Source organism: Streptomyces sp. NPDC048338, assembly GCF_043201055.1.
GTDB lineage: Bacteria > Actinomycetota > Actinomycetes > Streptomycetales > Streptomycetaceae > Streptomyces.
The window spans coordinates 455,636-476,536 of record NZ_JBICYQ010000002.1 but is presented as its reverse complement, the minus strand read 5'-3'; the positions used below and the strand labels follow the sequence as shown (position 1 = coordinate 476,536).

The window sequence follows — 20,901 nt, the reverse complement described above, 5'->3', positions numbered from 1 at the left end:
GACGCGCCGCCCATCGGGCCCGGCGCCATCGACATCCTGACGGGCTGCTCGCCGGGGCAGGCGGACGGGCGGTCCGGCCCGTGGCCGCGGGGCAGTCGATGCTCGACCCGGCCACCACGGCGCGGCTGATGCACTCCCTTCGCGCCCCGGAGGTAGCGACGCCGCCGGAGGACGAGCGCCTCGCTCAGCTGTCCGAGCAGGAGCGGTCGGCTCGAGCTGATCGGTCAGGGGCTCACGAACCGGCAGATCGCCCAGCGGCTCTGTCTGCCGGAGAAGACGGTGAAGATCCATATCTCGCGGCTTCTCGGCAAGCTGGGCGTGCAGCGCCGGGTGCAGGCAGCTGTGATCGCCGCACAGGTCCACGAGCACGACGTCGAGGAGAGGTGACTCGCTCATTCCCAGTCGGGCAGCAGGGGTACGCGCCATTCGAGGACCGTGCCCCCCGGCTGCGGCCGGGCTGTCACGGAGAGGTCGCCACCCAGCGCCTCGGCTCGTTCGGACAGGTTGCGCAAGCCGCTGCGAGGCCCGCCCGATCGGATGCCGATGCCGTCGTCGCCCACCGTCACAGCGAGGACGCCGCCCTCGGCGACGACGGTGACCGCCGCGTGAAGGGCCTTCGCATGGCGGGCCACGTTGGTGAGAGCCTCGCCGACGACCGCGATCACCTCGTCGGCGATGTCGGCCGGGACGTCCGTGTCGAGCAGACCCTCCATGCGCAGGGCGGGAGTGAAGCCAAGCGTGGCGGCGGCCGCATCGACGGCTTTGACAATGCGGTGGCGCAGTTTCGGGGTGGATGCGAGGCCTTCGTGTTCCCGAAGACCGAAGATCGTCGATCGGATGATCTTGATGGTGTCGTCCAGGTCGTCGATGGCCCGGGTCAAGCGATCGACCGCCTCCGGGTGATCGACGAACCGGCGGGCGCTCTGCAGGGTCATCCCCGTGGCGAACAAGCGCTGGATTGCCAGGTCGTGCAGGTCACGGGCGATGCGTTCCCGGTCCTTCAGGAGGCTCACCAGTTCGGCGTCGCGGCGACGCTCGCCAAGTTCCAGAGCGAGGGCGGACTGCCCGGCGAAGGTGGGCAGAGCTTGGATGTCGGCGCCGGTGAAGGGCGCTCCTCCATGGCGTCGAGCGAGGATCAGCACCCCGCTGAGCCGCTCCTTCGTACCGACCGTCACGGCCACCGCCGGGCCGAAGCCCTGCCAGCGTTCGGGCTGCACCGTGACCCGCTCATCGTTCTGGACATCTGCCACGATGATCAGGCCCTCTTTCTCCATGGCGGCTGCGGCCAGCGTGCCCTCGCTGCTGGGCAGCACGACGCCCCGATGGGCGGCGGCCCCCTCACCTCGCGCCAGTGAGCCCCTCAGCTCGCCTGCCTTCCCGACCAGGTAGAAGACCCCGATATCGGCATCCGCGATGGACACGGCCTGCTCGAGCATCCCGTCGAGGACCTCGGTCTCCTCGGTTCCCGAGAGCAGGGCGTTGGTGAGGTCGGAACTCGCCGCCAGCCAGTGCTGACGCAGCCTGCCCTCCTCGTAGAGTCTGGCGTTCTCGATCGCGATGCCGGCCGCGACGGCCAGTGTGGTGACGACGGCCTCGTCTTCGGTGTCGAAGTCGGCGCCGCCTCGCTTTTCGGTGAGGTAGAGGTTGCCGAACACCTTGTTGCGGACCCGGATCGGAACGCCCAGGAATGAATGCATCGGCGGGTGATGCGGTGGGAAGCCGTACGAAGCAGGGTGCTCTGAGAGTTCGGAGAGACGCAGGGGCTCAGGGTGGCGGATGAGCTCGCCCAGGATGCCGTGTCCCATGGGGAGTGCACCGATTTCCCTGCGTAGGTCGTCGTCGATACCGACGGGGAGGAACTCGGAGAACTTGCGGTCGTCGCCGATGACTCCCAGAGCACCGTACTCGGCGTCCACCAACGACACGGCCGCTTCGACGATGCCATGGAGCACATGCGCCAGGTCGAGCTCGCGGCCGACCGACATGACGGCTTCCAGGAGCCCGTCGAGCCGGTCCCTTGCACCCCGGACCCGATCGATGTGCGCCTGAAGCGCGTCCAGTAGTTCGTCCAGCTCCAACTGCAGAACGCCGCTCTTCGCCGGTCCAGGGTCGCCCTGGGCCATCACAGCCTCCGTGTTCGCTCGGCTTCGACGTGCACGCTTTCACGATGCGCCGGAAACATTGCCCGTTTATATCAGGACTTAGGGTGAAAAGCCGTTCGCCTCGTGCGCGCCGTCGCGAAGCCCACCAGGGCGCCGCCGAGAGCGATACAGCGGGCTCGCAGCCCCGGCACCCGCGATGCGACCGAGCGCACTGGAGGCATCCGTCGCCGTGACAGTGGCCGAACCTCTCCCTCTCACCACGGTCGTGCCCGCGCTCGGCGCGGCTCCTGTGCCCTTGTCGACGGCCACGGATCCACCGGTGAGCTCGGCTCGTCCAGCAAGAGGGCGGATGCCTCGGTGAGCCCCGCGTCGGCGGCGACGATGTCCCCTCCCCCGGGACAGGGCGTCTCCCGGAACCACAGCCGCCGCAGGCAGGTCACGGACGACGCCTCCGCGCCGCACCCCGCGCGCTACTCGAAGGGCACGGTGATCACCGGGCAGTGGGCACGGTGCAGCAGGCCGTGGACCACGGAGCCGACCCGCATGCCGGTGTATCCGCCGCGGCCCCGGCGACCGGCGATCACGGCGAGGGCATGCTCGGCGGCCTCCGCGAGGATCTCGACGGGTGAGCCGATGAGCACCTCGTGGGTGAGCCTGACGTCGGGGTACTTGCCGGCCCATCCGGCGGTCGTCTCGGAGAGCAGCCGGCGCTCGGCATGGAGCAGCGTGTCTCCGGCGTGCAGGCTGAACACGGGCGGCTGCCACACAGCGATGGCACGCAGCGTGCAGCGCCGGAGGCCGGCTTCCTCGAATGCGAACGCCAGCGCGGCTCGGGAGGACTCGCTTCCGTCGACGCCGACGACGAGGTACGGCGGATCCTGGGTGACGTGCTCGCTGTCGCCCACCACGACGACCGGGCAGCGAGCCCGGGCGGTGACGGGGACGACGAGGGACGCCGCGCTGAGGAACTCCTCCGCGCGGTTGAGGCGCCTGGAGCCGAGAACCACCAGCGACGCTTGCCGGGACAGGTCGGCGAGCACCTGTGCCGGGAATCCGTCGAGAAGCTCTGTGGTGACGCCGATGCGGGGCTGTTGTGCGTGGATCCATGCCAGGGCCGAGTGCAGTGCCTCCTTTCCCGCCAGCGTCTGTGCCTGGCGTCGAGGAGTGCCGTCGACGTGCTGTGTGTCGTGCTGGGGTGGCACGCCCACCACGAGGCGCAGCCGCAGGCGACGGCGATGTGCCTCGTCGAGAGCCCATGCCAGGGGTAGGTGTTCGGACCTGACGGGATCGACGCCGACGACGAGGTCACGGTGTTCCGTCACGTTGGTCATGGTGTGCTCCCCTGTCCGGAGCCCCGCCGGAGGATGCTCTCTGCGGGCAGTTGGTGTGTAGGGGCGGGCCTGGCGTGGTGCCGTCGCGAAGGCCCTGCCGGCGGTGCTGCCCGGGGCACGTGCCGGGGCTCCGTCGTCGTCCACTGTGATCGTCACGGTGCGCCCATGTCGCACCTCCGCCGGGTGGTACGTCACGCGACCGGTGGAGTCAGCGGGCTGCTTCGAGTTCGGAGCCGATGTGGTGCGCCCAGGTCCGGATCCGTTCGGGATTGCGGAAGTCTCCGCCCTTGCCACGACTCACCATGGCGCGAGCGACCGGGTCGGATGTCTCGGCGGTCACCGCTCCGCCGAAGGTCATGTGCCCTCGCGCGCCCAGCTTTTCCATCCGGCGGGCGACCCCACGCACGGGCGGAATCTCGTGCTGCTCGGCCGAGCTGTCGATGGGGCCGCTGCTGAACAGCCACACGGGCCGTTCACGAAGCTGCTTGGCATTGCGGCGGGCGCACCTGCGGGCCTTGCCGGTCCAGTGGCCGGCGTAGAGGGCGCCGCCGAGCACCACGGCGTCGTAACCGCTGACGTCGGTGACGACGTCGGCCGGCAGGACGACCGTGTCGAAGCCGTCCGCTTGGAGCGTTCGGCTGATCTCCTCCGCAATTCCCGCGGTCGCACCTGCCTTGCTGCCGTAGGCGACGAGGACACGTTGTGCGCTCATGGCATGACCCCCTCATTCGCCGCCGCGCTTCACAGGAATCGTGCGAACGCTCGCGGATTCCTCCACCGGCATGGGGACACGGATGGTGTGGATGCCGTCCGTGTACGAAGCGTCGACGTCGTCACCGGGGATCGCGTCCGGGAGGCGCACGGTGCGCCGGAAGGATCCGTAGCGGAACTCCGAGTGGTCCTTGTCCTCCTCGCTCTCCCTGTGCTCCGCAGCCACGGTGAGCAGGTTGTCGTCCACGGTGACCGTGATGTCCTCGACATCCATCCCGGGCAGCTGAGCTCGCAGCACATAGGAGCTCTCGCCGCTGGTCACCTCCACCGGAATGGAGTGAGCTGCGCCTGCGGGGCGCCACCCCGGAAGGCCCGGAAACTCCCTGTCGAACCAGTCGCTGAAGTCCGGGATCAAGCTGTGCCTGCGTTCCACCCTGTTGCCGCTCATCGTTCTCTCCTCGATGTACCGCACTCGAGCGTTGCCGGAACCTCCGATTCCGAAGCCGGTTCGGCCTCCACCTCTACTTTCGCGCCCGGGCCCTCGTCGGCTCAGTGCCCATCGGGGGCGCCTGGCAGGGCCGAGTGGACCGTGGCGGGGATGGGCCGATCGGCCCCGTGACCGCGGGGTGGGGCAGTGTCGACGAACCAGTCCGCCTCCCCTGGCCGCGGACGGGGATGACCGTTCGGCGGGCGGTTCAGATGCAGACTTGGCCATCCGTGCGGAAGCGCGGCTCTTCACGCCGCCCCGGGGGTTCGAACAGTTCGGGTTGCGGGGACGGAGGCACCGTGATCAACGGACATTCCGCGTGGTGAAGCAGTCCGCGAACCGTCGAGCCGAGCCTCATGCCCGTGTACCCGCCGCGCCCTCTGCGGCCGACGACCAGGGCAAGGGCGGACCGCGAGGCCAGGCGTAGCTGCTCGACCGGATGCCCTCGCAGGACATCCTGGACGATCTCCACGTCCGGGTAGCGGGCCGACCATTCCGCCACCGACTGGGCGAGCAGTCTTCGCCGCTGGGTGAGGCCCTCAGCGGCATTTTCATGTGGGAGGACGGGGCGGGGCCATACCCAGATGGCCCGCAGGTGCGCCCGGCGCAGGCTTGCCTCCGCGACGGCAAGCGCGAGTGCTGCCTGGCAGGATGGACTGCCGTCCACGCCCACGACGAGGGACGGTGGGTATGTGGTGATGTGCGCGGGGGCTCGGACGACGACGACGGGGCAGTCGGCGCGCGCCGTGAGGGGCAGGCTCACCGAGCTCTCGCTGAGGACTTCGCCGACCCGGCTGAGGCCGCGCGAGCCCACGACGACGAGCACGGCGTCAGCGGTTCCATCCCGCAGCACCGCGGCCGGCTGGCCGTCGACGAGCTCCGTGACGGTCGACAGGGACGGCTGCAGTTTGCGCACGATGTCCTGGGCATTGCTGAGTACGGTTCGGGCACGGACCCTGAGGGCCCTGGTGTGGGCGATGGCGTCGTAGGGGAGCCTGTCGTGGACGGGTGGCAGGGCGGCGAGCAGTCGCAGTCGCGACCCTCTGCGCATGGCTTCGTCGGCGGCCCACGCCAGGGCCGTGACGGACAGGTCGAGGGGGTCGATTCCGGCCAGGATGTCGTTCATGTCATGGGGTCGGTCGTGTCGCGCGGGCAGGGAAGGTGAGCGGGACGATCTCCACCGGGCAGTGGGCGTGGTGGATGAGAGTGTGGGCGACCCGGCCCAGGGAGGGGCCGACGCCCAGTGGGCGACGGCCGCGCCCCATCACCAGCAGGTCGGTGCGGTCGCTCGCCTCGACGAGAATGCCCGGAACGCTGGTTCCCGTCTCCACGTGGTGCCCGACGATGAGCCCCGGGTAGACCTCACGGACGCGGTTGGCAAGGTCCTTCACCTCGTCCACGCGCCGCTGGGCGATGTCCTCGAGGTCGTCGAGCATGGTGACGACGCTGCCGACATGGGTGAGTACGTTCCAGACGTTGACGACGCGGAGCACCGCCTTGCGGGCGTCGGCCTCGGCGGCGGCCAGCAGCAGCCATGCGAGGTCGTCGGCGCCGTGGACCGCGGCAGTCACCGAGCCCGTCTCCGGACGCTCGGCCTCCCCGCGAACGACGATCACGGGTACCTCGGCTCGGGCGGCGACGCCAAGACCGATGGAGCCGAGCATGAGAGTCGAGAAGCCGCCGAGCCCTCGGTGTCCCACGACGAGGGTGCCGCGGATGCCCGCGGACGCTCGGAGGCCGGCGATCGGTTCCTGGCGACCGAGTTCCTTGGTGACAGTGAGGTCCGGGAAGCGTTCCCGTACGGCTTTCGCCGTCTCCTCGAGCAGGTCACGCCCCGCTTCGCGTACCGACTGGATCGTCTCGGCGGTGGTGTAGAGGGCGCGTCGGTCGGTGTCGGCCGCGTGGACGAGGTGCAGGGGACGGTGACGGTGGCCGGCTTCGGCCGCCGCCCAGAGGGCGGCGGTCCGCGCGGAGGGCGACCCGTCGACCCCGGCGATGATGTCGCCGAGTTCCGGCCGGTCGACGGTTTCACTGGTCATGGTTCCTCCTCCGAGGCGGTCCCACTTCCTACGCTGGCATCGAGGCGGCCGGTCCTGACATAGGCCGTTCGGCCCCGATCGAGACCTGCCCGGTCCTGCCGGCGCAGGACAGGCGGCATCAGGCCGAGACTCCGGGGGGCTTGTCCGACGAGGTACCCGTCTCGGTTTTCTCGCCCAAGCGGTCGTCAACGGTGCAGCCGCCCTGAGGCGACCTGCGTCTGATCACGCGGCGTCGCCCTCCGGGGGCGTCCCGGGAGCGCCCGGGGCCAGGATGCGGCGGCCGGTCACCCTGCGCGGGAGAAGGGTCACGACCGCGCCCTGCCGGTCCCCTGTCCATGGCGGGGAGTGCACGGCGGCCCGCAGCCGCGCGGCGGCAGCGTCCTCCTCGATCGTCCGGGTCGGCCCGACGACCAGGACACTCCAGCCCTGGCTGAAGGCCTCATCCAGACGGTCCTGCTCGAACGCGACCTCCGTACCCGTGGCGGAGGCGTTCGAGAGAAGCGAACCCGCTGCCGTCAGGAACGTCAGCTTCCCCTCGACGACCTGGTAGTTCACCGGGAATACCACGGGCCCGTCGGGCCGGTCGAAAGCGACGCGTCCGACACCATGGCCGCCGAGCAGTGCCCAGCATTCCGCTTCGTCGAGCTCCTCCATGCGTGCGCCTCGTGCTGCCCGGGCCGCCCCGGCGGGGAGTTCGGCCGTGTAGCCGGCGAGGTCCTGGACAGTGGTGTCGAGAGCGCTCGCCAGCCGGACCAGAACTTCGATGCCGGGCGTGGGCAGTTGCTGCTCCACGTAGGCGATGTAGCTGGGCGTGGAACCGGCCCGTTCAGCCAGCTCTTCCCAGGACAGTCCGAGTTGCTCGCGCCGGGCCGCGACTCGACGGCCGAGGTCGCTCATGGCGTGCTGAGCGTGTTGATCACCAGCCCTGTTCATCACCGGTCTCCTTTCGTGACCACCGTCTGTGGACGCTGCTGGGGGACGACGGCGACCGGACACGAAGCACGGTGCAGAGCGCGATGGGCGACCCTGCCCAGTTGGAGGCCGACCAGCGCCTCACGCCGCCGCGCCCCGACGACCAGCAGGTCGGCGGCGGCAGAGCGCTCGGTCAGCACACGGTGGGGGTGCCCCTCGATGAGGGTCCTGCGCAGGGGCACATCCGGGTGCTCCCGCACCATCGCGTCGAGTGTGTCGTGCAGCAGTGCCGATGCCCGTTGCTCCGTGGTGCGTGCTCCGCCGTCTCCGGTGAACAGCGGGTGCTCAACCGCTTCGTGGCCCGGACGCCGCCAGACGTGGACCACGTCGAGTTCCGCGCCTCGTACCGCTGCCTCGTGGAAGGCGAACCGGATGGCCGGTGCGTCGGCGTCGTGCTCGCCCACACCGAGCAGGACCCGCTCGTGACGTGCTTCCAGAGCGTATCGGTCGCCGCGCACGATGATGACCGGGCAGGGGGCACGGGCGGCGACGACGAGACCGACGGATCCGAGGAGGAGGTCGGCAACCGCGCCACGCCCATGCGATCCGACGACCACGACCGCGGCATCGTGTCCTGCCTTGAGGAGCATGCTGGTCGCGTCCTCGGCCAGGACGTCGGTGGAGACTTTGAGCCGGGGTGCCCGAAGCCGGGCGCGTTCGGCCGCAGTGGCGACGATGTTCTCGGCGAGGACCTGCCCCGAAGGCCGTTCCGTCGTCCAGGCGGGCGCGACCCCCTCGTATCGTTCCCACAGGGAGGCGTGCATCACGCGTAGGGGAAGGCCATGCCGAACGGCCTCGTCGACGGCCCAGTCCGATGCCGTGAGGCTGGCATCCGATCCGTCGACTCCTACCACCACGGGCGATTCCATCGTCCCCGCCGCCTTCCGGGTCGTGTGAGAGCCTGCTGCCACGCTCGCACCGGGCGGGCGGGCACGGGTAGGGCCGGTCGGTCCCGTACCCGGCCCGCCCGGACCCGGCGGCGACGTCCGATGCGGGATCGCGGCGTCAGAACGAACCTGAAACGTCGTACTGCGGAGCGCCGCTCCAGGTCACGGGTGCGCCGCCATCCCCCGTCCCGTACGAGCCCACACCGTCGGCCGGCGTCAGCTCACGGAGGGCACCCGACTGACGACGCTCGTCACGTGAGCTGTCCGGACCCTGCAGTGCCCCGTTCGGCCCTTGTCGCCCACCCGAGCCGGGCGACACCCTCTCCTTGGATGACAAGCGGGGCGCGCGGAAGGCGCGGTCTCCCGTCGACGCCGTGTGACGACCCCGGATCTCGTCCGCCATGAGCGCATCGGAACCGAGGACGGTCGTCAGGCGCTCGTTCCTGGATCGCTGCATCTGAAAGGACAGACGCGATGCGTCACCGTCGAATCAGCGAGTTCATGACCCGTGACGTGGTGAGCGTTCGCGGGGAGACCCCGTTCAAGGAGATCGCCCGGCTGCTCACTCAGCACCGTGTGTCCGCTCTGCCGGTGGTGGACAGCGCGGGCCATGTGATGGGCGTGGTGTCGGAGGGAGACCTGCTGCGAAAAGCGGCTGACCGGTCCGCCCCGCCAGGTGATCTGCCTCCGGTGCCGTCCATGGAGCGCTGGGAACGAGCGAAGGCCGAGGGCGCCCGGGCCGAGGAGCTCATGTCGGCGCCCGCTGTGTGCGCCCGGCCCGAGTGGACCGTCACGGAGGCAGCGCGAATGATGGAGGTGCAAGGCGTCAAGCGGCTCGTCGTGGCTGATGGCGAGGACCGGGTGGTCGGTGTCGTGAGTCGTGCCGATCTGCTGGCGGTCTTCCTCCGAGACGACGAGGACATCCGCACAGAGATCGTCGACGACGTGCTCGCCGGGACACTCCGGTTCGCCCCGTCCGCCCTCACCGTCGACGTGCGGGACGGGCGGGTGGAACTCCGTGGCACTCTGCCGGACCGTCGCCAGGTGTCGGCAGTCGAGCGACTGTGCACGACCGTGGACGGCGTGGTCTCGGTCTCCACGACCCGTCTCAGGTACGACAGCGACATGGCCACCCACCCCGGATGAGGAGGTGACCGATCATGACGCGACACATCGTGGTCGGCCTGGACGGCACGGAGCAGGCGGACGCCGCCGCGCGATGGGCGGCACAAGAGGCTGAGCTGCGCGGCACCGGCGTGCATCTGGTGCACGTACGGGAGCCCTCACCCGAAGCCCTTCTGCCGCTGTCGTCACGCCGGCCGATCGAGTCCTGGGCCGAGGACCTGCTCGAGCGCACCGCGACCGGGCTGCGGAAACACCATCCAGCCCTTGCGGTCACGACCGCCCTGCTTCCCGCGGAGCCGGTGAGCAGCCTCGTCGCCGCAGCCGAGGACGCCGAGCTCCTGGTCCTGGGATCCCGCGCGATGAGCGGCATGGCCGGCTACCTGGTCGGCTCGGTCGGCATGACCGTCGCCGGCCGGACCGGACGCCCCACGGTCCTGGTGCGGGCGAAAGGAATCCCGGCCCTTGGCGGTCCCGTGGTCGTGGGCGTCGACCTGCGCCACCCCGCCGACACCCTCCTGGGGTTCGCATTCGACGAAGCGGCCCTGCGCCACAGCGGGGTGCGTGTCCTCTACGCTCAGCAGCTCTCGCTCCTCGGCAACCTCGGACCCGCCGTCGTCCCCGACGTCCGTCTCTCCGTCGCCCCGGAGATCCAGCGTTCGCTGGACGACCTCCTGGCCACCTGGCACGCGAAGTACCCCGAGGTGCCCGCCACCGGCGCCGTGGTGATCGGCTCCCCCGGCCGGGAACTCGTGCAGGCGGCCGCAGGCTCGCCCCTGCTGGTGGTGGGCCGTCACGCCCGCCGCTCCGCGCTGGGCACCTCTCTCGGCAGCGTGGCCCACGCCGTCCTCCACCACGCCCACGCCCCTGTCGCCCTCGTTCCGCACACCTGACTCCCCGGCCCAGCCGGTACCTCGCCGCACAGACCGCCGACAAGACCGTGCTCGCCGGTCGGACGCTCCAGGAGGTCGCCACCGTGAAGACACCCCTGACGACCGTCTCCGACGGCTCGTATCCACGTGCTGAAGTGCGCGAGACACACACCGCGGTGGTGCTGTTCGTAGGCGACCGCGCCTACAAACTCAAGAAGCCGGTGGACCTGGGGTTCCTCGACTACAGCTCTCTCGAGGCGCGGTGGGCCGCGTGCGAGAAGGAGGTGGCCCTCAACCGGCGGTTCGCCCCCGACGCCTATCTGGGCGTGGGCACCTTCCAGGCCCCTGGTGGCGAAGAGGCCGAACCCCTCGTGGTGATGCGGCGTATGCCGGCGGATCGGCGTCTGTCCCGGCTGGTGCGGGAGGGCGAGGACGTCCGGGATGATCTGAGATCCATCGCCCGGCTCCTTGCCACGCGGCACGCGGAGGCGCGTCGCACGCCTCAGGTGGACGCGGAGGGCACGCGGGACGCGCTGGCATCCCGTTGGGAAGCGAGCTTCGCGCAGGTCCGTGCCTTGGCCGAGGAGATGCCCGTTCCGGACGGTTTGGAAGAGGTCGAGGAACGGGTTCGCCGCTACCTGGCCGGCCGGGACCCGTTGTTCGTCGCCCGTGTCGAGCAGCAGCGGATCGTCGACGGTCACGGCGACCTGCTGGCGGAGGACGTCTTCTGCCTGGACGACGGCCCCCGCATTCTGGACTGCCTGGAGTTCGACGACCGGCTCCGCTACGTCGACGGTCTCGACGACGCTGCGTTTCTGGCCATGGACCTCGAAGCCCTCGACGCCCCCGAGTCGGCCGCCTTCTTCCTTGCTCGGTACGGAGAGTTCTCAGGTGATCCGGCGCCGGTCTCCCTGCGCCACCACTACGTCGCCTACCGGGCATTCGTCCGTGCCAAGGTCTCTCTCATCCAGGCACGGCAAGGAGCACCGGGCGCGGAGGTCGCCGCACGGCGGCTGACCTCGATGACCAGGCGCCACCTGCGTACCTCAGCTGTCGGGCTGACGCTCGTGGGCGGGCTTCCCGGCAGTGGGAAGTCGACTCTCGCGGGCGCCCTGGCCGACCGACTCGGCATGACGCTGCTCAGCAGTGACCGTCTTCGCAAGGAACTCGCCGACATCCCGGCCGAGCAATCCGCTGCCGCACCGTTCGGCGAGGGTCTGTACTCGCCCGCGTGGACCGCCAAGACCTACGCGGCCCTCCTGGAACGGGCGGCAGCGCTCCTTTCCCGCGGCGAGTCCGTCGTCCTGGACGCGACGTGGTCGGACGCCGAACAGCGCGAGGCCGCACGCCGTGTGGCCGAGCGGGGCAGCGCCGACCTGGTGGAACTGCACTGTCAGGTACCGGAGGCCGTCACGCGGGCCCGCCTGGCGGGGCGCGACGCCGGTGTGTCCGACGCCGATCTCGGCGTGGCTCTGGCCATGGCCGAGCGGGAGGCGGTGTGGGCGGAAGCCCTCCCGGTGGACACCGATGGTCCCCTGGAGAGGGCCGTGACCGTGGCGTTGGCCGCCATGCGCCCCCACGGGGCAGACCCTCTGTTGTTCCGTCCCCCTTACATGGAGCCGGACTGACGACAGTGTTCCTCTGAGAGGTCGACGCTCGAACACCTCGAGGACGTCAGGAGCACGGCGATGAACGTCTCCGCGCAGATGAGCCACCCGGTGGTTTCCGTCACGGCGGGGGCGCCCCTGTCACGCGTGGCCCGGGAGATGGCAGAGTACGGAGTCGGCTCGTTGGTGGTCATCGAAGGCGGCTCGCTGAAGGGCATCGTCACCGATCGCGACCTGGCGCTGGCGGCACTGGGCCGGGGGCTGGACCCGGAAGTCACGGTGGACACGGTGATGACCGCGCCAGTGATCACCGTGAACGTCGGGGACGACATCCACGCGGCATACCGCACCTTCCGGACGTCCGGAGTGCGACGGCTGCCCGTCCTGGACGGCCACAGGGTGGTGGGCATCCTGACCGTGGACGACATGCTGATGGACGTGTTCCAACGACTGGCCGACCTCTTGGGCCCGGTCGCCTGGAGCGTCCTCGAAGAGCCGCCGGGCCCGCCCTCGGCCAGTCGTCCGGAGAGGGAATGAGGCGGTGGCGGCGCCCTGCGGCGAGGAATGTGCCTTGCCCCGCAACCCGCGGATCCGCCCTGACCCGGCCGACACCCGCACGGCATCGTTCCGCGTACGGCACATGCGGGGAAGCCGCCCCTGCGCGACCGTCCGCGCATCGTTGCGGAAAGCGCCGTGCCGCTGCGCGGGCACCTGCCGGACCCGTCTCCGAGGACGTTGTCGGTTCGCCTGGCTCGCACGGTTCCTCCTGCTGCGGATGTGACCGCAAGGTTCACGGCCCGGACGTGACGGCACCGACTTGTGAGGGCCCATGGGGAGGGAAGTGCTGAACTCGCGCGTCCGGCCCGGGGAAGACCAGGGTGATCCGGCCCGTGTCCGACCACTGGACGTCGAAAGGCGGGGTGCCGTCCGTGTGGTGCAGGGCGACGATCTCACCGTCGCGGCCTTCGTCACCGACGGTGGCACCTCCTACGATCAGCCGGTCACCGACGCGAGCCCACAACCCCACTCGCTGTCCTGCCGGGGAGCGTCGTTCTCCGATGGTGTCCATGGTCATGTCTCTTCCGGATCAGGCCCGGGCCCACTCGGCGCCCGTGCGTGAGGGTGCTCCACTCCACCCTGTGCCCGGTCGGGCATGGCGCCATAGGGGCCATCGGTCCCACAAGGGGACCGTTTGGCACTGCCCTCTGGAGAAGATGGCGGATCAAGGTGGGTGTAGGGCGGCCACTCCCCCAAGGAGGAGCCATGCAACACCGCACCGTCTTCGAGGTCATGACCCACGAAGTGGTCAGCGCCGCTCCCGACACCCCGTTCAAGGAGATCGCCCGTCTCCTCAGTGCACATGACGTCTCCGCCGTCCCCGTCGTCGACGGTGAGCGCCGCGTCATCGGCATCGTGTCCGAAGCCGACCTGCTGCGCACCACGGCGGAACTCCCCGATCTGGAGGGCCGCTGGGCCGGCGTGCGTCTGTTGTCCCGGGAGAACGGCCTGCCCGACGCCGAGACGGCCGCCGATCTCATGACCGGGCCCGCCGTCGTCGCCCGTCCGAGCTGGAACCTGGTGGAGACGGCCCGCACCATGAACAGCAAGGGTGTGAAGCGGCTACCGGTGACCGACGAGACCGGCCGGCTCGTCGGCATCGTCAGCCGCACCGACCTGCTGAGGCCCTTCCTGCGGAGCGACACGGCGATCCGCGAGGAGATCGAGCACGACGTCCTCAGCGCCACCCTGCGCCTCGCTCCCGACTCGATCCGCGTATCGGTGACCGATGGGGTGGTGACCCTGTCCGGCCAGGTCGACGCACGCGGCGACATCGCCGTGATCACCCGGCTGTGCCGCTCCGTCGACGGTGTCGTGGCACTGCACGAGTCCATCGACCACGGCTACGACAATCTCGCACCCGACGTGGAGCCGCCGCGATGAACGCTCTGTGGGTGGCGCCGGTGATGCCTGACTACGACAGTGCCCGGGCCACGTTCCCCTGGCACCGGGAACGGTCACGGTTGGCCGGGCTGCCGGGATCGGGCCTCAACATGGGGTACGAAGCCGTCGACCGGAATCTTCTCGACGGTCACGGCGAGCACGTCGCGTTGCGCCTCGTCGCACGGGACGGATCGGTTCGGAATGCCACCTACGACCAGCTGGCACGTGACAGCTCGCGTTTCGCCCACGTCCTGGATTCGCTGGGCATCGGCCCCGGGGAACGGGTGTTCACTCTTCTCGGTCGTCGGTACGAGCTGTACACCGTCGTCCTGGGGACCTTGCGCGCCGGCCGCGTCCTGTGCCCGCTGTTCACGGCCTTCGGGCCCGAGCCCGTCGCCCTGCGCATGCTGGCCGTCCAGCGTGTCGTCCCTGACGCGGACTTCACCGGGCTCGACGCCGACGTGCCGCTGCGCGACACGTTCGACATGGACTCGGTCGACTTCCTCGAGTTCGTCGAGGCTCTCGCCGAACTCAGTGGCAGGGAACTGTCCGAGGACGACTATCCGGCGCTCGACACCTGGAACGGGTGCGCGGCCCGGTTGACCGCTCGTGAGCCGGAGTACCGGCTGCAGTCGAGGTGATCCGAAATGAACGCCCCCGTCATCGTGGTCGGCCTCAACACCACGGCGAACAGCGCGGCAGCGGCAGAGTGGGCCGCCGAGGAAGGCGTCTCGCGCGGCGCCACCGTATGCCTGGTGCACATCCAGGAGCCGCGACGGGGCATCGCCCCCGAGGGTCGGAGGACGGATGCCGAAGCGGTGCTGAGCAACGCCGCGGACGGCCTGTGCGCACGCCATGCGGGGCTGACCGTGACGACTCGGCTGATGACGGGAAGCCCCGCCGCGCGACTCGTGCGGGCGGCCGGAGAGGGAGACCTCCTGGTGCTCGGATCCCGGGCACTGGGTGACATCGCGGGGTTCCTTCTGGGATCGGTGCTCCTGACCGTGGTCGGCCGCGTGGAACGGCCGCTGGTCGTGGTGCGGGCGCCGGGCGTCGGACGCAACCTTCGGACCGTGCTGATCGGGCTGAACCTGCGTGAGCCCTACGACCCGGCCCTCGCCTTCGGGTTCGAGACGGCGGCTCGCCATCAGCAGGACGTGCACCTCGTGTACGCGGAAGAGCGCCGGCTCCCCGTCCCGGCCGGCATCGGCGGGCCTGCCGGCCGGACGCCCGTGGCGCCGGAACTCCAGCACCTTCTCGACGAGCACCTCGCGGCGTGGCGATCGAGATATCCGGAGGTGAAGATCACGGGCTGGGTGGCGGAAGGCTCACCCACCGTGGAGCTTCTGCGGGCGGCGTCCTCAGCGGACCTCGTGGTCGTCGGCAAACACACCCGGCGCCCCGCGCGAGGGGCTCACATCGGACGTCTGACGCACACGCTGCTGCGGCACAGCCCCGCGCCCGTCGCCATCGTCCCGCACGGCTGACGCGGCGATCCGCCGGTCTGTCCGTGCACGGTGCTGCTCTGCGAAACGTGCCGTTCTGTACGCGTTCGCCCAGCGAGAGCCGGGCACTCTCCTGCCAGAAGAGAGCCCGGCTGTGCACGTCCACGTCCCGTCACTCCTCCGATGGGGCGAGCATCATGCTGCCCGTCGTGGCACCGCCGTCGACCACGAACTCGCAGCCGGTGGAGTACGTGGCCTCAGCGGCCAGAAACACGACCATCCGGGCCACCTCCTGGGGTGTGCCGAATCAGGCGATGGGCTGACCCGCAGTGATCGAATCGTCCATACCGGCGGTCATGGGCGTGGCGATCGGACCCGGGTGGACCGAGCAGACCCGTATGCCGTCGCGTGCCAGGTCCAGTGCGGCAGCCTTCGTCAGGCCCCTCAGTCCCCACTTGCTGGCGACGTAGGCTCCGATACCGGCATAGCCCATCAGGCCCGCCGTCGAGGAGACGTTCACGATCACGCCCGCTCCCGCACGGCGCATCGACGGGGCCACGGCCCGCATACCCAGCCAGGGCCCGACCAGGTTGATCTCCAGGACCCGACGGAAGGTCTCGGGGTCCGTCTCCTCGATCGACCCGAACTCCACCACTCCCGCGTTGTTCACGAGCAGGGAGAGGGGGCCGAACCGCTGCTCGGCCGCGCCGACCACGGCTGCCCAGTCGGCCTCACGTGTCACATCCGCCGGACAGAACAGGGCCGCATCCTCGATCTCACGCTCCACGGCGAGCCCGTCCTCCTCCAGCACATCGGCCAGCACGACGCGAGCCCCCTCGTCGGCGCACGCCCGCACCACCGCCGCACCGATACCGCGAGCACCCCCCGTGACCAGTGCGACCTGTCCCTCCAGACTCTTCATGACGGCCTCCTTCTTCCCTTGGGCCGTCTCTCCTGACCCGTCTTCCAGACTGGCAGCACGACCGGCGGCCCGACATGAGCCGACCAGGGAGGAGGCAGTGGCCGACCGGACCAAACGCTGCCCGCTCCCCCGGCAGGCTCCCGCGGGAAGCGCCATCGAGCCGGCCTCACGGCAGCCGCGCATCGAGTCACGCGCCCCGTGCGCCGTCATCCCCGGAACCGGTCCCGGCAGCCCACAGCGCACGGGAAATACCGTCCGCCCAGGCGTCCACCGCCGCCGGGTCACGGTGATCCCCGTAGCGGGCCCCGCACAGCCGGAACAGCAGCGCGCCCTTCCGGTCGAGGTGCTCGCGTCGGATCACGCCGGAGAAGCGGCGGTGGTCACGCGGGCGGACGAGATCGACGAGGGCCGCGATGCGGGGCTGTTCGGCCCGCTCGGCAAGCCTGCGCATCGGACGTGGCAAAGCGGCGGTCATGCCGACGCTGAACATCCACACCGGCTGGTCGGCCATGCGCGCGGCATGCCCCCTGACGAACTTCTCCGCCGCCGGCAGCCATGCACCGTCATGTACCGCGCTGCCGATGACGAGCGCGTCGTGCGGTGGACCGAGCGGCTCCGCGCCGGTCCGCAGAGTCCCCACGTTCGTGTCATGACCAGCACGCTCGAGCCGCCCGGCGATCTCCTCGGCGATCTCCTGCGTCGAATGGTGCTCGGAAGCGCAGAGAATCCGCACGGAAACCATGACACTCCTCTGTGATGCTCAGGGTTCCGGTTCCCTCCAGCGGTCAGTGCTCGCTGATGGCCATGTACGTGCCGTGCCAGGTGTGGTCCCACACGGCACCGGTCGAGGCATTGACCGACAGCATGCCGGAGATCTTTCCGGAGTGCAGGGTGTGGAAGGTGTAGTAGCCCGGGAACGCCTCGGCCTCCCCCACGGTCAGATGCCTGTCCTGGTCCTGCAACCACTGCCGGGCCCGGTCCTGGGCCTGCTCGGGAGTGATCCGGTCCTGGGTCCGGCCGCGATGCATGCTGTAGTCGGTGTTCCACATCATCGCCGGCCCGTACTCGATGCCCGTATCACCGTCGGCCGGATCGACGAGAATCTCCGTGGCCGGCTTTCCCGAGGAGGTCTCGAGTTCCGCGTAGAAGTTCTTCGAGAACCGCATGACCTCACCGACCCGAAGGTCGAGCCGGTCGGCGAAGGCGTCAGCCCGCTGTCGGGCTTGGTCCATGGTCACCACCGGGTTGCCGTCGCCGGCCTGCCAGTAGTGTCCGCCCCTCATGCCCGGGCCCCACGAGCAGCCGGCGCCCATCATGGCGGGCCCCCGTCCGGGGCTCCACGACTCCCAGTCGCCCCAATCGTCGCCTGATGTGCCGGATCTCCAGCAGTCGCCGCCGGAGGCACTGTGCACGGCAGCGGGGCGGACGCTGCCGGTGCTGTCGGACCCCACGCATCCCGTTGCCAGGATGCCGGACAGAGCAAGGGTCCCCCAGGCGGTGAAGACCCACCCGTGATGCCGGGCAACCACGGCAATCACCTACCGTCATACTGGCCGATCTACAGCAATCATCGCAGCGTCGCCTTCGGCAGGCACCCCGGCCGATCGCCCCACCCAGGTCGAAGCGGCCCGGCAACGGCGCTCCAGAACATGGCGGTTCACGGCAAGCACCACACAGCCCCCGGGCCCGGTCGAGACGGAGCTGAGCGACGAAGGGTGTCTTGCAGGATGAAGGAGCCGACCCACAGTCAAAATAATACGCCCGTTCGAATCAACGGAGTAGGGCAGCCCGCCTCCCTGGGGACGGCCTCATTGACGGACCTGCGGGGCGTTCTGCCATGACTCGGCTTCTCCGTCCTGCAACCGGCCGAGTGAAGCGATCGCCCCCGTTGTCCGACCCACACGCGCCTTCACGAGAGCCTGGCCTTGAGAGTGCCGCGGGTGGCGTACTGTTGCACCTACCGACGCGGGGTGGAGCAGCTCGGTAGCTCGCTGGGCTCATAACCCAGAGGTCGCAGGTTCAAATCCTGTCCCCGCTACTGAAGTGTCATGAGGCCCGGATCCTGTGGATCCGGGCCTCATGCGTGCTGCTTCCAGCGCACCACTCCCTGCTGCCCGTCGTCGCCGACGGAGATCCCAGACGATCATCGGAACCCAGGACTGTCGACGAAGGGGAGATGGGGCCGTGCACGCCGCCGTCCGGTCCGCATCACCGCACTCGTCCAAGCCGTCCTCGCCCTACATCTGACCAGCTCAGCGTGAAGTTGGAGAGAGCTCAGTGCTGCCCACAAGGGTGGAGGCAGGGGCCGGGTCCGTTGCGGGGCCCGGGTCAGGTTCCATCGACCGGCTGGGCGCCCGCGTGTGTGGGCTCTCGTTGCCCTGCCAACGTGACACACCACACCGCCGCGCCTGGCCGTACGGAGATCGGATCCCCCCGAAACGGAGGTTCGCACTCATGCAAGCATGAACGTCGGAACTGAGATCGGGGCGGCCTCGACCTCGCCAAGAGGGCAGACGCGTCCGCCGTCCGGCCCGCGGCCGCCCTCCTGTCGTGTTCGGTGGGCTGAGAGTGAAGAGGCCCGTCATGCTGATGGAAGCGCCTGCGAGCCAGTCCCTCAGCCCGTCAGAATCGGTCCATGTCTGCTCTGTGGAGTTTGCTGGCTGCCCCTGCCGGGGCAGTCGTGACCACGTTGATTGGTGTGTTCGCAGGGAGTGTGGTCAGCAGGAGGGCGCAGGACAGACACTGGGTCCGGGACCAGGTGTCTGCGACGTGCGCGCGTGTGCTGCGCGAATCTTCAGGTCTGCTCGTGGACCTCAGCGACATGGAAGCTGGTCGCCCTGACTCCGTCCCTCAGGGCGTGGTGCTCCCGACCACTATCGACTGGCGACCGTGGAACGAGGCTCTGAGCATGGTGAACCTTGTTGCTGACAGGGATATTGCGGAAGCTGCTCACGCCCTTGATGAGCAGATATGGCGTCTCCACACCATGGTCAAACGTGGCCTGACCCCGGAGGAGAGCTGGCTCGTTCTGCGTTCGGGTATCGAATCAGCGCAGAACGACTTCATCACTGTCGCGCGCCGCCGGCTCTCACGTGCTGGAGATCCGCTCCAACGCTTTTCTGGGCGGCCTGCTCCGGACGACCCGATCTGGACCTCGTGAACTGGCCGAGGGCTTGAGGAGCCAGTCGACCGAGTAGCGGCGCACTCAACGGCGGTCGCCAGGGTGCTTGTCGTCGCCGGGTTCGCTACCATGCCGGCGCATCTGCGGAGACTGTCGAGCAGCTCCTGGCCCCTGCCCGCGGGCTGTCGGCGTGCGATCACGGAGTAGGCGAGGCGCGAGGCCGCATAGCTTCGGAGGAACGAGCCGTGGTTTCCAGCGGCGTTCGTTGTTTGGAAGCGAACGCTGAAGGCGACTCAGCGGCTGGGAAGGAGTCGCCCCGTTTTCTGGAGCCGATGGGACGCCGTGGCGCAGGAGACGCATGCGGCCAGTCGGCCGGCCAACCGTTAGGCCGTCGCTCTGTTCCCGGCCCAGGGCGGCTTCACCTGAGAGCGCACGCGTGAGGCGCTCGCCGCATGTGAGGCGCCGGTTCTGGTACTCACCGATTTTCGAGCTGAACAGTCAGCCGGGGTCGTCTGCCGAGTTCGCGGACGCGTTTCCCCGACGCCCGGCTGGTGGTGCAGCCAGGGGCGGGCCACTATCCGTGGCTCGACGATGCCGACCGGTTCATTGCGACCACGGCAGCGTTCCTCCGCGGGTGATTTTGGATCGCGGCACGCGCTGTCGGCTGAGGCCAGGGCAGGGGCAGTTGTCGCAGCGGTGGGCGAACCGGGCAGCGTCACGCGCTGACCGCGTGCCGCCCGTGAACACATGACCGCCAGAGCATGGCTACTGCGCTGCTGGTCCGGGGGCGCACAGGACCCGAATCAGTCCACAACGTTTGTGATTTGGCCCGGGCCTCGCGCTCGGATCAGGCCGTCAGCTTCCCTGGAGTGTCACGTCGTCGAGGACGATGCTGGTCTGGAGGGGCGAGTCCTCAGCAGCCGTGAAGGTCAGCGTGATCTGCTGTCCGGCGTAGGAGGTCAGGTCGATGGACTGCTGGACGTAGCCGCTCGCGGCGTTGGCGTTGGACTTGGTGGCGAGCGTGGTGCCGTTGACCTGTACCCGGAAAACGTCGTACGCCGTGGATCCGGCCTCGTCGATGTCGATGTGCAGGTAGTCGTGAGCAGGGGTTTGGTGCAGCCCGCCGGTACCGTCACCGACTGGTTGATCGTCTCGGTGTGGCTGCTGCTGTAGCTGCCGAGCCGGCCACCACATTTCGACCCAGCCGACTACCGCAAGCGTCACGCGGTCGAGTGTGGGATCAACCGCCTCAAGGTGCACCGCGCCGTCGCCACGCGATACGACAAGCTGGCGGTCCGCTACGAGGCGACCGTCCTCGTCGCGGCCATCAACGAGTGGCTTT

General features: G+C 69.5%; 22 protein-coding genes, 1 tRNA gene and 1 pseudogene. 10 read left to right on the top strand and 14 right to left on the bottom strand.

The features are described from left to right. Nucleotides 1–38: 38 nt before the first annotated feature. Nucleotides 39–387: pseudogene (locus ACGFZF_RS06725) on the top strand (LuxR C-terminal-related transcriptional regulator); the annotation flags it as partial. A gap of 5 nt (nucleotides 388–392) precedes the next feature. Here ACGFZF_RS06725 and ACGFZF_RS06720 read toward each other — a convergent pair. The 9 genes from ACGFZF_RS06720 to ACGFZF_RS06680 form a co-directional block, all read right to left on the bottom strand. Further along, nucleotides 393–2,123 carry a GAF domain-containing protein gene (locus ACGFZF_RS06720; protein ID WP_393551497.1) on the bottom strand — a complete coding sequence of 577 codons (1,731 nt, stop codon included), beginning with the start codon at nucleotides 2,121–2,123 and terminating at the stop codon, nucleotides 393–395. Nucleotides 2,124–2,201: 78 nt separating this feature from the next. Further along, a complete protein-coding gene (locus ACGFZF_RS06715; protein WP_393551495.1) occupies nucleotides 2,202–2,564 on the bottom strand; it encodes a hypothetical protein in 363 nt (120 codons plus the stop codon). Between the two features lie 8 nt (nucleotides 2,565–2,572). Continuing rightward, a complete protein-coding gene (locus tag ACGFZF_RS06710; RefSeq protein ID WP_393551493.1) occupies nucleotides 2,573–3,433 on the bottom strand; it encodes a universal stress protein in 861 nt (286 codons plus the stop codon). 208 nt (nucleotides 3,434–3,641) lie between these two features. Beyond that, a complete protein-coding gene (locus ACGFZF_RS06705) occupies nucleotides 3,642–4,145 on the bottom strand; it encodes a flavodoxin domain-containing protein (RefSeq protein WP_393551491.1) in 504 nt (167 codons plus the stop codon). A gap of 12 nt (nucleotides 4,146–4,157) precedes the next feature. Then, the gene (locus ACGFZF_RS06700) at nucleotides 4,158–4,592 is read right to left on the bottom strand and encodes an Hsp20/alpha crystallin family protein (protein ID WP_393551489.1); all 435 of its coding nucleotides are present in this window, start codon (nucleotides 4,590–4,592) and stop codon (nucleotides 4,158–4,160) included. 247 nt (nucleotides 4,593–4,839) lie between these two features. Beyond that, nucleotides 4,840–5,757: a universal stress protein gene (locus ACGFZF_RS06695; RefSeq protein WP_393551487.1), complete on the bottom strand. Its 918-nt coding sequence runs from the start codon at nucleotides 5,755–5,757 to the stop codon at nucleotides 4,840–4,842. 1 nt (nucleotide 5,758) lies between these two features. Then, nucleotides 5,759–6,670 (bottom strand): universal stress protein, encoded by a 912-nt coding sequence (locus tag ACGFZF_RS06690; protein ID WP_393551485.1) that lies wholly within the window; start codon nucleotides 6,668–6,670, stop codon nucleotides 5,759–5,761. A gap of 222 nt (nucleotides 6,671–6,892) precedes the next feature. After that, nucleotides 6,893–7,567 (bottom strand): helix-turn-helix domain-containing protein, encoded by a 675-nt coding sequence (locus tag ACGFZF_RS06685; protein ID WP_393551483.1) that lies wholly within the window; start codon nucleotides 7,565–7,567, stop codon nucleotides 6,893–6,895. 35 nt (nucleotides 7,568–7,602) lie between these two features. After that, entirely contained in the window at nucleotides 7,603–8,511 is a 909-nt protein-coding gene (locus ACGFZF_RS06680; RefSeq protein ID WP_393551480.1) for a universal stress protein, read from the bottom strand. Nucleotides 8,512–9,003: 492 nt separating this feature from the next. On the opposite strand from ACGFZF_RS06680, the gene ACGFZF_RS06675 reads away from it, so the two are divergent. The 4 genes from ACGFZF_RS06675 (at nucleotide 9,004) to ACGFZF_RS06660 (ending at nucleotide 12,667) form a co-directional block, all read left to right on the top strand. Then, nucleotides 9,004–9,675, top strand: a complete 672-nt coding sequence (locus ACGFZF_RS06675) for a CBS domain-containing protein (RefSeq protein ID WP_393551478.1) — start codon at nucleotides 9,004–9,006, stop codon at nucleotides 9,673–9,675. Nucleotides 9,676–9,689: 14 nt separating this feature from the next. Continuing rightward, on the top strand, nucleotides 9,690–10,544 hold the full coding sequence (locus ACGFZF_RS06670; RefSeq protein ID WP_393551476.1) for a universal stress protein: 855 nt from the start codon (nucleotides 9,690–9,692) through the stop codon (nucleotides 10,542–10,544). 134 nt (nucleotides 10,545–10,678) lie between these two features. Then, entirely contained in the window at nucleotides 10,679–12,151 is a 1,473-nt protein-coding gene (locus ACGFZF_RS06665) for an AAA family ATPase (RefSeq protein WP_393551804.1), read from the top strand. A gap of 60 nt (nucleotides 12,152–12,211) precedes the next feature. After that, nucleotides 12,212–12,667 (top strand): CBS domain-containing protein, encoded by a 456-nt coding sequence (locus tag ACGFZF_RS06660; protein WP_393551474.1) that lies wholly within the window; start codon nucleotides 12,212–12,214, stop codon nucleotides 12,665–12,667. 253 nt (nucleotides 12,668–12,920) lie between these two features. On the opposite strand, the gene ACGFZF_RS06655 is transcribed toward ACGFZF_RS06660, so the two are convergent. Then, nucleotides 12,921–13,199 (bottom strand): DUF1918 domain-containing protein, encoded by a 279-nt coding sequence (locus ACGFZF_RS06655; protein ID WP_393551472.1) that lies wholly within the window; start codon nucleotides 13,197–13,199, stop codon nucleotides 12,921–12,923. A gap of 194 nt (nucleotides 13,200–13,393) precedes the next feature. On the opposite strand from ACGFZF_RS06655, the gene ACGFZF_RS06650 reads away from it, so the two are divergent. The 3 genes from ACGFZF_RS06650 to ACGFZF_RS06640 are packed head-to-tail and all read left to right on the top strand — an operon-like array spanning nucleotide 13,394 to nucleotide 15,558. Then, complete coding sequence (locus tag ACGFZF_RS06650; protein ID WP_393551470.1) at nucleotides 13,394–14,071, top strand: CBS domain-containing protein; 678 nt, start codon at nucleotides 13,394–13,396, stop codon at nucleotides 14,069–14,071. Further along, nucleotides 14,068–14,712 carry an AMP-binding protein gene (locus ACGFZF_RS06645; RefSeq protein ID WP_393551468.1) on the top strand — a complete coding sequence of 215 codons (645 nt, stop codon included), beginning with the start codon at nucleotides 14,068–14,070 and terminating at the stop codon, nucleotides 14,710–14,712. The genes ACGFZF_RS06650 and ACGFZF_RS06645 overlap by 4 nt, the downstream gene beginning before the upstream one ends. Nucleotides 14,713–14,718: 6 nt before the next feature. After that, entirely contained in the window at nucleotides 14,719–15,558 is an 840-nt protein-coding gene (locus ACGFZF_RS06640; RefSeq protein ID WP_393551466.1) for a universal stress protein, read from the top strand. A 265-nt stretch (nucleotides 15,559–15,823) separates the two neighbouring features. Here the strand turns inward: ACGFZF_RS06640 and ACGFZF_RS06635 are convergent, their stop codons facing one another. From ACGFZF_RS06635 to ACGFZF_RS06625, 3 genes are all read right to left on the bottom strand, one after another. Continuing rightward, nucleotides 15,824–16,438 (bottom strand): SDR family NAD(P)-dependent oxidoreductase, encoded by a 615-nt coding sequence (locus ACGFZF_RS06635; RefSeq protein ID WP_393551464.1) that lies wholly within the window; start codon nucleotides 16,436–16,438, stop codon nucleotides 15,824–15,826. Between the two features lie 187 nt (nucleotides 16,439–16,625). Beyond that, on the bottom strand, nucleotides 16,626–17,180 hold the full coding sequence (locus tag ACGFZF_RS06630) for a flavodoxin domain-containing protein (protein WP_393551462.1): 555 nt from the start codon (nucleotides 17,178–17,180) through the stop codon (nucleotides 16,626–16,628). Between the two features lie 43 nt (nucleotides 17,181–17,223). Next, nucleotides 17,224–17,721, bottom strand: a complete 498-nt coding sequence (locus ACGFZF_RS06625) for a hypothetical protein (protein ID WP_393551461.1) — start codon at nucleotides 17,719–17,721, stop codon at nucleotides 17,224–17,226. A 681-nt stretch (nucleotides 17,722–18,402) separates the two neighbouring features. On the opposite strand from ACGFZF_RS06625, the gene ACGFZF_RS06620 reads away from it, so the two are divergent. Continuing rightward, nucleotides 18,403–18,476: transfer RNA gene (locus ACGFZF_RS06620), tRNA-Met, on the top strand. Between the two features lie 597 nt (nucleotides 18,477–19,073). Beyond that, nucleotides 19,074–19,598: a hypothetical protein gene (locus tag ACGFZF_RS06615; protein WP_393551459.1), complete on the top strand. Its 525-nt coding sequence runs from the start codon at nucleotides 19,074–19,076 to the stop codon at nucleotides 19,596–19,598. An 816-nt stretch (nucleotides 19,599–20,414) separates the two neighbouring features. On the opposite strand, the gene ACGFZF_RS06610 is transcribed toward ACGFZF_RS06615, so the two are convergent. After that, entirely contained in the window at nucleotides 20,415–20,783 is a 369-nt protein-coding gene (locus ACGFZF_RS06610; RefSeq protein WP_393551457.1) for a hypothetical protein, read from the bottom strand. Nucleotides 20,784–20,901: the final 118 nt, after the last annotated feature.

Bases quoted from the DNA above. Each gene is read 5' to 3' on its own strand.
- ACGFZF_RS06640 (WP_393551466.1), top strand. From the start codon at position 14,719: ATGAACGCCCCCGTCATCGTGGTCGGCCTCAACACCACGGCGAACAGC.
- ACGFZF_RS06625 (WP_393551461.1), bottom strand. From the start codon at position 17,721: ATGAGGGGCGGACACTACTGGCAGGCCGGCGACGGCAACCCGGTGGTG.
- ACGFZF_RS06690 (WP_393551485.1), bottom strand. From the start codon at position 6,670: ATGACCAGTGAAACCGTCGACCGGCCGGAACTCGGCGACATCATCGCC.
- ACGFZF_RS06670 (WP_393551476.1), top strand. From the start codon at position 9,690: ATGACGCGACACATCGTGGTCGGCCTGGACGGCACGGAGCAGGCGGAC.
- ACGFZF_RS06655 (WP_393551472.1), bottom strand. From the start codon at position 13,199: ATGGACACCATCGGAGAACGACGCTCCCCGGCAGGACAGCGAGTGGGG.
- ACGFZF_RS06615 (WP_393551459.1), top strand. From the start codon at position 19,074: ATGTCTGCTCTGTGGAGTTTGCTGGCTGCCCCTGCCGGGGCAGTCGTG.
- ACGFZF_RS06705 (WP_393551491.1), bottom strand. From the start codon at position 4,145: ATGAGCGCACAACGTGTCCTCGTCGCCTACGGCAGCAAGGCAGGTGCG.
- ACGFZF_RS06680 (WP_393551480.1), bottom strand. From the start codon at position 8,511: ATGGAATCGCCCGTGGTGGTAGGAGTCGACGGATCGGATGCCAGCCTC.
- ACGFZF_RS06635 (WP_393551464.1), bottom strand. From the start codon at position 16,438: ATGAAGAGTCTGGAGGGACAGGTCGCACTGGTCACGGGGGGTGCTCGC.
- ACGFZF_RS06685 (WP_393551483.1), bottom strand. From the start codon at position 7,567: ATGAGCGACCTCGGCCGTCGAGTCGCGGCCCGGCGCGAGCAACTCGGA.
- ACGFZF_RS06700 (WP_393551489.1), bottom strand. From the start codon at position 4,592: ATGAGCGGCAACAGGGTGGAACGCAGGCACAGCTTGATCCCGGACTTC.
- ACGFZF_RS06675 (WP_393551478.1), top strand. From the start codon at position 9,004: ATGCGTCACCGTCGAATCAGCGAGTTCATGACCCGTGACGTGGTGAGC.
- ACGFZF_RS06695 (WP_393551487.1), bottom strand. From the start codon at position 5,757: ATGAACGACATCCTGGCCGGAATCGACCCCCTCGACCTGTCCGTCACG.
- ACGFZF_RS06660 (WP_393551474.1), top strand. From the start codon at position 12,212: ATGAACGTCTCCGCGCAGATGAGCCACCCGGTGGTTTCCGTCACGGCG.
- ACGFZF_RS06720 (WP_393551497.1), bottom strand. From the start codon at position 2,123: ATGGCCCAGGGCGACCCTGGACCGGCGAAGAGCGGCGTTCTGCAGTTG.
- ACGFZF_RS06650 (WP_393551470.1), top strand. From the start codon at position 13,394: ATGCAACACCGCACCGTCTTCGAGGTCATGACCCACGAAGTGGTCAGC.
- ACGFZF_RS06645 (WP_393551468.1), top strand. From the start codon at position 14,068: ATGAACGCTCTGTGGGTGGCGCCGGTGATGCCTGACTACGACAGTGCC.
- ACGFZF_RS06710 (WP_393551493.1), bottom strand. From the start codon at position 3,433: ATGACCAACGTGACGGAACACCGTGACCTCGTCGTCGGCGTCGATCCC.
- ACGFZF_RS06630 (WP_393551462.1), bottom strand. From the start codon at position 17,180: ATGGTTTCCGTGCGGATTCTCTGCGCTTCCGAGCACCATTCGACGCAG.